This window comes from Caballeronia terrestris (assembly GCF_001544515.1).
GTDB lineage: Bacteria > Pseudomonadota > Gammaproteobacteria > Burkholderiales > Burkholderiaceae > Caballeronia > Caballeronia terrestris.
Map to the genome: position 1 here is coordinate 110,835 of NZ_FCOL02000018.1, position 12,301 is coordinate 123,135.

At 63.2% G+C, this 12,301-nt stretch carries 4 protein-coding genes; all 4 read left to right on the forward strand.

The features are described from left to right. Positions 1 to 275 precede the first annotated feature (275 nt). The 4 genes from glgA to glgB all read left to right on the forward strand — a co-directional run bounded on the left by glgA (position 276) and on the right by glgB (position 11,959). The gene (glgA, locus tag AWB67_RS17210; RefSeq protein ID WP_087657473.1) at positions 276 to 1,835 is read left to right on the forward strand and encodes a glycogen synthase GlgA; all 1,560 of its coding nucleotides are present in this window, start codon (positions 276 to 278) and stop codon (positions 1,833 to 1,835) included. 346 nt (positions 1,836 to 2,181) lie between these two features. Then, positions 2,182 to 5,562, forward strand: coding sequence for a maltotransferase domain-containing protein (locus AWB67_RS17215; protein ID WP_087657455.1), 3,381 nt, complete (start codon positions 2,182 to 2,184; stop codon positions 5,560 to 5,562). Between the two features lie 810 nt (positions 5,563 to 6,372). Continuing rightward, the gene (gene treS / locus AWB67_RS17225) at positions 6,373 to 9,750 is read left to right on the forward strand and encodes a maltose alpha-D-glucosyltransferase (RefSeq protein WP_087657457.1); all 3,378 of its coding nucleotides are present in this window, start codon (positions 6,373 to 6,375) and stop codon (positions 9,748 to 9,750) included. Next, positions 9,743 to 11,959 carry a 1,4-alpha-glucan branching protein GlgB gene (glgB, locus tag AWB67_RS17230; RefSeq protein WP_087657458.1) on the forward strand — a complete coding sequence of 739 codons (2,217 nt, stop codon included), beginning with the start codon at positions 9,743 to 9,745 and terminating at the stop codon, positions 11,957 to 11,959. The genes treS and glgB overlap by 8 nt, the downstream gene beginning before the upstream one ends. Positions 11,960 to 12,301 lie beyond the last annotated feature (342 nt).

The window sequence follows — 12,301 nt, forward strand, 5'->3', positions numbered from 1 at the left end:
GCTTCATAAGCTTTGCAGCGGGCACTGTGTAAAAAGGCGCCTTCCGCCGCATCAGTTTTACACGCCGCACGATCGCCGTTTCACACGCACTCGCGCGGGCGCATTGCAGCGCCGCAATTTCTCTTTCAAATGCACTTTGGGCGACGCGTGGCATACGCCTTGCTCTTCCTATGCGGCCGCATAAAAACAACCTGAAGAAGAGCCGCGAACGTGCGGTCCGGAACAAACCGGACACGCCATCGACGGGCTTCCTCTCTCGCTCCGGGAGCCGAATTTTGTCCTTGAATGTACTGCTTGTCGCCTCTGAAGCCGTCCCGCTCGCCAAGACCGGCGGCCTCGGCGACATGGTTAGTGCCTATGCCGCCGCGCTGCGCGAGGCGGGCGTCGATGCCACCATCCTGATGCCCGCCTATCCGGAAGCGATCGCCGCAGCCGTTGGGCTGCACGAGGTCTGCGCGTTGCCGGGCCTGCCCGGCGGCGACGCCGCACTGCTGCGCGGCCGGATGCCGGACACCGGCGTACCGCTTCTGCTCGTACGCTCCGATGCGCTTTACGCGCGCGACGGCCTCTATCAGGACGAGCAGGGCCGCGACTACACGGACAACGCCGTGCGCTTCGCGGCGCTGTCGGCGGCGGCGGTGCGGATCGCGCAAGGCATCCACGGCGTGAAGAAGCTGGACATCGTCCACGCGCACGACTGGCATTCCGGCCTTACGCCGCTGCTCATGAAGCGCGCGGGCGTGAAGGCGAAGAGCGTCTACACGATCCACAACCTTGCGTTTCAGGGCAATTATTCGCTTGCGCTGGGACCGTCGCTCGGCGTGCCGGCGGAATGGCTCGTGCCCGCGCTGACGAACCCCGAGAGCATCGAGTTCTACGGTGCGTTGAGTCTGATGAAAGCGGGCATCGTCCACGCCGACCGTGTGACAACCGTCAGCGAGACCTACGCCCGCGAAATCCTCACGCCGCGTTTCGGCCATTTGATGGAAGGGGTGCTGCAAAGCTGCGCGGCCAAGCTCTCGGGCGTGATCAACGGCATCGACGAAAAGACGTGGAATCCCGCGACCGATCCGCTGATCGCGCGCCACTATTCGTTCGACGACATGCGCGGCAAGCACGCCTGCAAGCGCGCGCTGCAGCAGATGTTCGGCCTCCCCGCCGATCCGTTCGCGCCGCTGATCGCGATCGGCAGCCGGATGACGGGGCAGAAACTGGCCGATGTCGTCATCGAAGCGATTCCAGCGCTGCTCGAGCGGCATCCTCGCCTGCAAATCGCGGTGATCGGCAAGGGCGAGGCGTATATCGAAGCCGGTTTCCGGCGGTTTGCGCTCGACTGGCCGGATCGCGTGGGCGTGCATATCGGCTACGACGAGCGACGCGCCCACGCGCTGCACGCGGGCGCCGACATCCTGCTGCACGGCAGCCGTTTCGAGCCCTGCGGCCTCACGCAAATCTACGCGATGCGCTACGGCACCTTGCCGGTTGCCTCGCGCGTGGGCGGCTTGGCCGATACGATCGTCGATCACACTTTTCATCAAAACGATGCGCCGACCGGCTTCCTTTTCGACGGCGAAACGGTTCATGATGTGATCGCCGGCGCAACCCGGGCAATCGATGCCTTCATGCGGCCCCAACAATGGCGCACACTTCAACGCAGCGCGATGTCGCGTGGCTACGGCTGGGGCCAGGCCGTCGCGCGTTTCGTCGATCTGTACACGGGCCTGACCGATGCACGCCCGGCGAAGAGCGCGCTCGGTACGACCCGGCGCGTGGTCGAGACCAGGAAGCCTGCCTTCGCGGGCGCCGAAGCGCCACGGGTTGCGCGCAGTGCTTGAAAGAAGCACACACGCTGAAGTAGCCTGAACACCCCGCAGTACCAGAAAGCACCCCAAGAGAAGCCGCTCGACAAGCGGCTCGCGAGAAAACCGCCGGTTCGCATGGCGGGTGCGGCACGCTACATGCTGCTACCCCCCGTGCGACCCTGGCGCCGCACCGAATGGCGCATTGCCCGGAAGCGGTGCGCGCCGCATTCGTGACCTCGGAAAGGTGATCTTCCAGTTGTCTGAGGCTCGTCTGCCGCAGCCATCCGATGTGGATTGGCTGAATGTGCCGCCCGTGAGCGTGATCGCGTCGATTGCCCGCATCCCCGCCACCGCAGGACGACTCTGGAAAAGACGAACGATGGAAAACCATCCCGCCCATCATGCGTACGCGCCGCGTATTTATTTCATCGACCCGCTTCTCGTCGGACCCATCCCGAAATGGCCCGCTCACTTCGAGCACGCGGCCGCGCTGGGTTTCGACCACATATTGATCGGCTCGCCGTTCGTGCCCGGCGCAAACGGGCACCGGCAGGCCGTCTCCGATCATCACCGGCTGCATCCCGTCTTCGAATCCGATGAACCGGCCGCGGCCGGTCTCGCCAAGCTCGCCGATGCCGCGAAAAAGCACGGCCTGACGCTGCTCGTCGATGTCGTGATCGACCGCGTGAGCGCCGACGGCGGCCTCTTTCACGAGAACAAGCACTGGTTCCACCCGTTCGAAAGCGCCGAGGCGCGGCTCGATCCGCGCCACGCGCCGCGCGAGGAAAACGTCGCGCACGCGAATTTCGGTGACGCCGAGGCCGCGCAACACCTCACCGAATGGTGGGCGCGCGAGCTGTTGCTGCTCGCCGACGCGGGCATCGGCGGATTTCGCTTCGACGCGCCGCACAAGGTGCCCGCGCACGTCTGGCGTCGGCTCGGCGCGGCCGTGCGCGAGCGTCATCCGGAAACGCGCTGGCTTGCGTGGACTGTCGGCATCAGCCGGCACGATCTGCACGGCCTGACCGACGCGGGCTTCGACGCCGTGTTTTCGTCGTCGCGCTGGTGGGATTACCAGAGCGCGTGGCTCGCCGATGAGCACGCGGCGCTCGTGCGCGTCGCGCCGCCGATTTCGTTTCCCGAGGAGCCGTTCGGCACGCGCCTGCTGTCCGACTTGCCCGATACCAGCGACACCGCGCTTGTCGAGCGCGCGTACCAGCGCGCGCTGTACGCGGCCGCCGCGATCGGCACGGGGATTCTCGTGCCGATGGGCTTCGAGTACGGCGTTGGCCTGCCGATGTCGTACCAGTACGGGGTGGCGGCTGAATACGACCGCGCGCAGAGCCAGGCGCGCTTCGATTTGTCGAAGGATGTCGCGCGGGCGAACGCTTTGCAGCGCGATACCGGCACGCTCGCGACCACGGGCGAACTGCGCTCGCTGACGGGCGCCGGCACGCACTTCGCCGCGCTCGTGCGCGCGAACGGCCCGGACCTGCGCAACGCCAATGCCGCCGCGCTCGTCGTCATCAATCCCGATCTCGCGACGCCGGTGCGCGTCGATCCGCTGCATCTGCTCGAAGCGGTGCCGGGCAATTTCACGCGTTTCGCGCCGCTCGGCGATGCGAAAGCCACGCCCGCCCCGCTCGCCGAATTCACGCTCGGCGCGGGCGAAGCGCGCATGTTCCGCGCGAGCGCCGAGCCGTTCGTGCTGCTCGCGCAGCCGCAGGTCAAACGCGGCGCGAAGACCGCCGACAAGAAGTCGGTCGCCGAGGCGATCACGAATCCGCGCGTCGCGATCGAAAGCGTGACGCCGTCCGTCGATCACGGGCGCTTTCCGGCGAAGCGGATCGTCGGCGAGGCAGTCGAAGTGCGTGCGGCGATCTTCGCCGAAGGGCACGACAAGATCGCGGCGGCCGTCCAGTGGCGCGCCGCCGATGAAACCGACTGGCACGAAGCGCCGATGGTCCCCGTCCTGCCGCTCGGCAACGACCTGTGGACGACGCTGATCCCGCTCGATCGCGTGGGGCGGCACGAATTCACCGTGATGGCGTGGCGCGACGATTTCGCGTCGCTCGTCGATCACATGCAGAAGAAGCTGAAGGCCGGGCAGACGGTCGAACTCGAACTCGAGGAAGCGCGGCATCTGTTCGCGCTGATGCTGGCCGAAGTGCAGACGGTCGAAGAGGCCGAGAAGGAACCTCTCGATAGCATCGTCAAGGAGTTCACGAAGGCGGATGCCGAGCGTAAGCTCGAACTCGTGCTCGCCGAGGACACGGCAAAGGCGGTCGCGGCCGCGCGGCACCGGCCGTTCCTGTCGCGCGATCCGGTGATCTATCGCGTCGATGCCGAGCGCGCGGCCGCGCGGTTCGCGAGCTGGTACGAGATCTTCCCGCGCTCGATGAGCGACGACGAGAACCGCCACGGCACCTTCGTCGACGTGATCGGCAAGATGCCGCGCATCCGCGACATGGGTTTCGACGTGCTGTATTTCCCGCCGATCAACCCGATCGGCATGGCGAATCGAAAGGGCAAGAACAACTCGTTGACGGCTCAACCGGGCGATGTGGGCAGCCCGTATGCGATCGGCGGCAAGGAAGGCGGACATACGGCGGTGCATCCGGAACTCGGCACGCTCGAGGATTTCCGCCAGATGCTCGACGCCGCGCACGCGCACGGTCTTGAGATCGCGCTCGATTTCGCGGTGCAATGCTCGCCGGACCATCCGTGGCTGAAGGAGCATCCGACGTGGTTCGCGTGGCGTCCCGACGGCACGTTGCGTTACGCCGAGAATCCGCCGAAGAAGTATCAGGACATTGTCAATCCCGACTTCTATGCGAAGGACGCGAAGCCTGAATTGTGGGTATCGCTGCGGGACGTGTTCCTGTTCTGGATCGCGGCGGGCGTGAAGATTTTCCGCGTCGACAATCCGCATACGAAACCGTTCCCGTTCTGGGAATGGGCGATCAACGACGTGCGTGCGCGTCATCCGGACGTGATGTTCCTTGCCGAAGCGTTCACGCGGCCGCGCGTGATGAACCGGCTGGCGAAGCTCGGGTTCTCGCAGTCATACACGTACTTCACGTGGCGCGAGACGAAGCGCGATTTCATCGAGTACATGCACGACCTGACGCAGACCGACGCGAAGGAATTCTTCCGTCCGAACTTCTTCGTGAACACGCCGGACATCAATCCGCGCTTCTTGCAGCGCTCGGGGCGTGCGGGGTTTGTGATTCGTGCGGCGCTGGCCGCGACGCTTTCAGGCTTGTGGGGCGTGTATAGCGGCTTCGAGCTTTGCGAGGCGGCGGCGTTGCCGAACAGCGAGGAGTATCTGGATTCCGAGAAGTACCAGTTGCGTGCGTGGGACTGGAACCGGCCGGGCAACATCGTCGGCGAGGTGACGTTGCTCAATCGCATTCGTCGCGCGAATCCTGCGCTGCAGACGCACTTGGGTATCAACTTCCTGCCGGCGCACAATGAAAACATCCTGTTCTTCGAGAAGTCGAATGCGGCGGGGGACAACGTCGTGCTGGTGGCGATCAATCTCGATCCGTTCAACGAGCAAGGCGCGGACGTGGACTTGCCTTGGGCAACGCTCGAACGTTGGGGCGTGAAGGAATGGGATGCTGTCGCCGTCGAGGATCAGGTTACCGGACAGCGGTTTCAATGGACGGGACGCAGGCAGCACGTTCGACTGGATCCGAATTCCTTGCCGTTTGCCGTTTGGCGTATAGCACCTACTTGGGGCTTGCCAAAGCCTTAGCGGTTTATTTTTTGCTGCGGTTGGGGTTGGGGTTGGGGTTGATTTGGGCCGCTTGAACCGTTTGATGCACTTGGGCTTCTATGGAACTTGCTTTCTCATCGGTCTATTTACTCTGCCCCTGTCCGGGGCGGGACTCACTTTCTTTGCTGCTGCAAAGAAAGTAAGCAAAGAAAGCAGCTTCCAACCGCCAATGCTAACAATCCATCACTAGCGTTTGATTGGGATTGGCGCTGGAGAGTAAGTGTCGCCCTCACGATGGAACCGGGCTTGGCTCGCGGACCCACTGTGACAACTCGAAGTACACCGGACAGGTGCAGCAGTCATACATCCGTCCTCGCGCTACGCGCTCAGACGCTGGGTGCATTGAGCAGGATCAAGGTAAGTGGTGAGAACATGCAGAAGACAAAAGGCAATCGAAGCAATGGGTTTGCAGCAAACCCCTCGTCGGAGCGAAGCGAGGACGGAGCCAAACGGAGCGCATACCACTCAGAGGAAGTGCGCGTTGATACAGTGGGTCCGCGAGCCATGCCCGGTTCCACCGTGAGGGCGACACTTACTCTCCAGCGCCAATCCGTTTTTATGCGAGTGAGGGTTTGTTAGCTTTGGCGGTGGGAAGCTGCTTTCTTTGCTTACTTTCTTTGCAGCAGCAAAGAAAGTGAGTCCCGCCCCGGACAGGGGCAGAGCTAATAGACCGAAAAGAAAGCAAGTTCCACAGAAGCCCAAGTGCATCAAACGGTGTAAAGACCAAGGCAACAGCAAAGGGCAAACCAGCCTAAAGCGCCAGCGAAAACAAACATACGGAGCGAACCTGTGAAGCGCAACAAGACATCGACTCTCAGCAACGATCCGCTCTGGTACAAAGACGCGATCATCTACCAGATCCACATCAAGTCCTTCTTCGATGCGAACAACGACGGCATCGGCGATTTCCCCGGCCTGCTGGCGAAGCTCGACTACATCGCGGAACTGGGCGTCGATACAATCTGGCTCCTGCCCTTCTACCCCTCTCCGCGACGCGACGACGGCTACGACATCGCCGACTATCGCAACGTGCATCCGGATTACGGCACTCTCGGCGACGTGAAGCGCTTCATCCAGGAAGCGCACGCGCGCGATATCCGCGTGATCACGGAACTCGTCATCAACCACACGTCCGATCAGCACCCGTGGTTCCAGCGCGCGCGGCTGGCGAAGCCCGGCTCGAACCATCGCAACTACTACGTGTGGTCCGATACGGACAAGAAGTACGAAGAAACGCGCATCATCTTCATCGACTCGGAACCTTCGAACTGGACTCATGATCCGGTCGCGGGACAGTACTACTGGCACCGCTTCTTCAATCACCAGCCCGACCTGAACTTCGATAACCCCGCCGTGCTGAAGGAAGTGCTGCAGGTGATGCGCTTCTGGCTCGACATGGGCATCGACGGGCTGCGGCTCGATGCCGTGCCGTATCTCGTCGAACGCGAAGGCACGAACAACGAGAACCTGCCCGAGACGCACGCGATCCTGAAGAAGATCCGCGCGACCATCGACGCCGAGTATCCGAACCGCATGCTGCTCGCCGAAGCGAACCAGTGGCCGGAGGACGTGAAGGAATATTTCGGCGACGAGGACGAATGCCACATGGCGTTCCACTTCCCGCTGATGCCGCGCATCTACATGTCGATTGCGAGCGAAGACCGCTTCCCGATCACCGACATCATGCGTCAGACGCCGGACCTCGCCGAGACGAATCAATGGGCGATCTTCCTGCGCAATCACGATGAACTGACGCTCGAAATGGTCACCGATTCGGAGCGTGATTACTTGTGGAACACGTACGCCAGCGATCGCCGCGCGCGCCTGAACCTGGGCATTCGCCGTCGCCTCGCGCCGCTGATGGAACGCGATCGCCGGCGCATTGAACTCATCAACTCGCTGCTGCTTTCGATGCCGGGTACGCCTGTCATCTACTACGGCGACGAACTCGGCATGGGCGACAACATCCACCTCGGCGACCGCGACGGCGTACGCACGCCGATGCAATGGTCGTCGGACAGGAATGGCGGCTTCTCGCGCGCCGATCCCGAGCAGCTCGTGCTGCCGCCCGTGATGGGCTCGCTCTACGGCTACGACGCGGTCAACGTCGAATCGCAAAGCCGCGACCCGCATTCGCTGCTCAACTGGACGCGCAAGATGCTCGCCGTACGCCGCTCGAAGCACGCGTTCGGGCGTGGCACAATCCGCTTCCTGCGTCCGAACAATCGCAAGATCCTCGCTTACCTGCGCGAATTGCCGGGCGAACCGGCGATCCTGTGTGTGGCTAATCTTTCGCGCGCGCCGCAAGCGGTCGAGCTCGATCTGTCGGAATACGCGGGCTCGGTGCCGCTCGAAATGACCGCCGATTCGCCCTTCCCCGCGATCGGCCAGCTCACGTATCTGCTGACCTTCCCACCCTACGGCTTCCTCTGGTTCCAGCTTTGCCCGGGCAACCTGCGTCCGGCGTGGAGCCAGGCGCCGTCCGAACAGTTGCCCGAATTCGTCACGATGGTGATCCGCGCGGGTCAAACGGGGCCGACGCCCGAGAACGTGCGTCTGCTCGAATCGGAAGTGCTGCCGTCGTACTTGAGCAAGCGGCGCTGGTTTGCATCGAAGGATCAGAAGCTCAAGAGCGTGCGGCTTGCCGCGTTGACGACGATCGAAGGCGCGGGCTTCGCGTTCACTGAAATCGAAGCCGATGTCGGCGATCACACCGAACGCTACGTGCTGCCGCTCGCAATTGCGTGGGGCACCGAGACGACGTACCCGCTCTACATGCAGCTCGCGCTCGCGCGCGTGCGCCGCAATCGCAACATCGGGCACCTGACGGACGCGTTCGCCGTGCCGCAATTCACTTACGGCGTGTTGAAGAAGCTGCGCGAGCGCGCCGTCGTGCCGACCGTGCAAAAGAGCGAAATCCGCTTCCTCCCGACCGAGCGTCTCGCCGAACTCGACTTCACGCCCGAAGCGCCGCCCGAAATCCGCTGGCTCGCGGCCGAACAGAGCAACAGCTCGCTCGTGATCGGCGATCGAGTGGTGCTGAAACTCGTGCGGAGGCTGGTGGGCGGGATTCATCCGGAAGCGGAAATGAGCCGCTATCTGACGAAGCTCGGCTACGCGAACACCGGACCGCTCTTCGGCGAAGTAGTGCGCGTCGATCCGCAAAACGTGCCGCATACGCTCGCGATTCTGCAGGGCTATATCGACAACCAGGGCGACGCCTGGAACTACGCGCTCGACTATCTGCGCCGCATCGTCGATGAACTCGCGGTCGCCGTCGATACCGAAGAGCATTCGCCGAATCATCAGAACGAACTGCAAGCGTTCGAAGGCTATCGCGCGATTGCGGGCATCATCGGCAAGCGCCTCGGCGAACTGCACGTCGCGCTTGCCTCGCCGACCGACGACGAAGCGTTCGCGCCGCAACGCGCGACCCAGCAGGACGTCGACAACTGGTTGAGCGGCACGCTCGGCCTGCTCACGACGGCGCTCGACATCATCACGCAGAAGATCGGCGACTTCAACGAGCACGACCGTTTCCTCGCGCAAAGCCTGATCGATCGTCGCGACATGCTGATCGAAGCGGTGAAGAAGCTCGTGCCCGAAAGCACCGATGCGCTGTGCATCCGCATCCACGGCGACTTCCACCTTGGACAAGTGCTGATGGCGCAAGGCGATGCCTACCTGATCGACTTCGAAGGCGAGCCCGCGCGCGCGCTCGACGAACGCCGCCGCAAGACGAGTCCGCTGCGTGACGTGGCCGGTCTGCTGCGTTCGCTTTCGTATGCCAGCGCCGCCGCGCAATCGACGACGGAAAACGCACCCGCACAGACCGCCGATCGCAAGCGCGCGCTCTTCGAACGGCTGCGCGCGCATGCTGAGGAGAGTTTCTTGCTGCAATACAAGGAGGCGGTGGCGCAATCACCCGAGCCGATCGCGGGCGAGAAGACTTACGCCGCGCTGCTGGACCTTTTCCTGATCGAGAAGGCCGCCTACGAAATCCGCTACGAAGCGGCGAACCGTCCGACGTGGATCGGTCTGCCGTTGCGCGGCCTCGCGTCGCTCGCGAGCCGCCTGCTGGGCGACACGGGCGCGCCGCCCGCGCCCGGCACGCGCCACGTGATCGAAGCAACCAAGGACACCTCCGATGGAACCCAACATGAATAAGCGTACCGATGCGAAAGACCCTGCCGAGGGCCTGCATTCGCTCGACATCGACGCCCTCGTCGAGGCTCGCCATCCCGATCCGTTTTCGAAGCTAGGCATGCACCAGACGGAAGCGGGCCACGTCGTGCGCGTGCTGCTGCCTGGTGCATCCGGCGTGACGGTGATCGACCGCGAAAGCGGCGCGCCGCTCGGCAGCCTGACGAAGATTCACGACGCGGGCCTTTATTCGGGCTTCGTCGATCGACCCGGCGCGTATCGTCTTGCCATCGACTGGCACGGCACGCCGCAGGAAACGCACGATACGTATGCGTTCGGTCCGGTTCTGTCGGAGGATTGGCTGAACGGGCTCGCCAATGCCGATCCGTACGCGGTGCTCGAATGCTTGGGCTCGCGGCCGGTCACGCATGAAGGCGTCGCGGGCGTGCGGTTTGCCGTGTGGGCGCCGAATGCGCGACGCGTGTCGGTGGTCGGCGACTTCAACTCGTGGGACGGACGCCGCCATCCGATGCGTCTGCGGCATAACGCGGGCGTGTGGGAGCTCTTCGTGCCGGGACTCGGCGCGGGCACGCGCTACAAGTACGAGATCGTCGCGCGCGATGGCCACACGCTGCCGCTCAAGGCCGACCCGTGCGCGATGCAAAGCGAAAAACCGCCGGCGACTGCATCGGTCGTTGCGGACGGCGATGCCATCGACGGCTATCAGTGGACCGACGCCGACTGGATGCAGACACGCGGTGCGAAGCAGACAGCGAGCGCGCCGATCACGATTTATGAAGTGCACGCCGAGTCGTGGCTGCGCGTCGAGGAGGACGGCAATCGCGGGATGAACTGGCACGAACTCGCTGAGCGGCTGATTCCGTACGCGAAGGGCATGGGCTTCACGCACCTCGAATTCATGCCGATCGCCGAGCATCCGTTCGGCGGCTCGTGGGGTTATCAGCCGCTCGGGCAGTTCGCGCCGTCCGCGCGTTTCGGCACGCCGGAGCAGTTCGCTGAGTTCGTGAACCGCGCGCACGAGGCGGGGCTCGGCATCATCCTCGACTGGGTGCCCGCGCACTTTCCGAACGATGCGCACGGCCTCGTCCAGTTCGACGGCACGCCGCTTTACGAGCATGCCGATCCGCGCGAGGGGTATCACCAGGACTGGAACACGATGATCTACAACCTCGGCCGCAACGAGGTGAGCGCGTTCCTGGTCGCGTCGGGTCTTGCGTGGCTGAAGCGCTATCACGTCGATGGATTGCGCGTCGACGCGGTGGCTTCGATGCTGTATCGCGACTACTCGCGCAAGGCGGGCGAGTGGGTGCCGAACATGTATGGCGGCCGCGAGAATCTCGAATCGATTGCGTTTCTCAAGCGGCTGAATCACGAAGTACGGCAGTTCGCGGGCGCGATCACGATCGCCGAGGAATCGACAGCCTGGCCGGGCGTGACGGCACCTGTCGAGGACGGCGGGCTCGGCTTCGACTTCAAGTGGAACATGGGCTGGATGCACGACACGTTGCACTACATGGAGGAGGACCCGGTTTATCGCCAGTACCATCACCACATGTACACGTTCGGCATGGTGTACGCGTACTCCGAGCGGTTCGTGCTGCCGTTGTCGCATGACGAAGTGGTGCATGGGAAGGGGTCGTTGATCGGCAAGATGCCGGGGGATCGCTGGCAGAAGTTTGCGAACTTGCGGGCGTATCTCGGGTTCATGTGGACGCATCCGGGCAAGAAGCTGTTGTTCATGGGCGGCGAGTTCGGGCAGGTTGCCGAGTTCGATCACGATACGACGCCGCACTGGCATTTGCTCGACGACCCATTTCATGGCGGCTTGCAGAAGCTCGTGCGCGATTTGAACCGGCTCTACGGCGAGGAGCCAGCGCTTCACAAGCTGGATAGCGATCCGCGAGGGTTCGACTGGCTCGTGGGGGACGATTCCGCCAATAGCGTCTATGCGTTTCGACGCACGGATGGCGAGGGACGTGAGTTAATCGTCGTGTGTAACCTGACGCCGGTGCCGCGACAGGGATATCGAATCGGGTTGCCTCGCGGCGGACGGTGGAGTGAGGTGCTCAACTCCGATGCTTCGATTTACGGCGGGTCGAATATGGGCAATGGCGGCGTGATTCACGCGGATGACTTTGCGAGCCATGGCAGAGCGCATTCAGCTGCGCTGACGTTGCCGCCTTTAGCGACGATTGTGCTTCGTGCCGATTGAGATTGAGATTGAGATTGATAGGATTCAACCGTTTGATGCACTCGTGCTTCGATGGAACTTGCTTTCTTAGCGGTCTATTAGCTCTGCCCCTGTCCGGGGCGGGACTCACTTTCTTTGCTGCTGCAAAGAAAGTAAGCAAAGAAAGCAGCTTCCAACCGCCAAAGCTAACAAACCCTCACTCGCGTAAAAGCGGATTGGCGCTGGAGAGTAAGTGTCGCCCTCACGGGGGGAACCGGGCTTGGCTCGCGGACCCACTGTGGCAACGCGCGGTACGCCGGACAGGTGCAGCAGTCATACATCCGTCCTCGCGCTACGCGCTCAGACGTGGGGTGCACGGCGCAG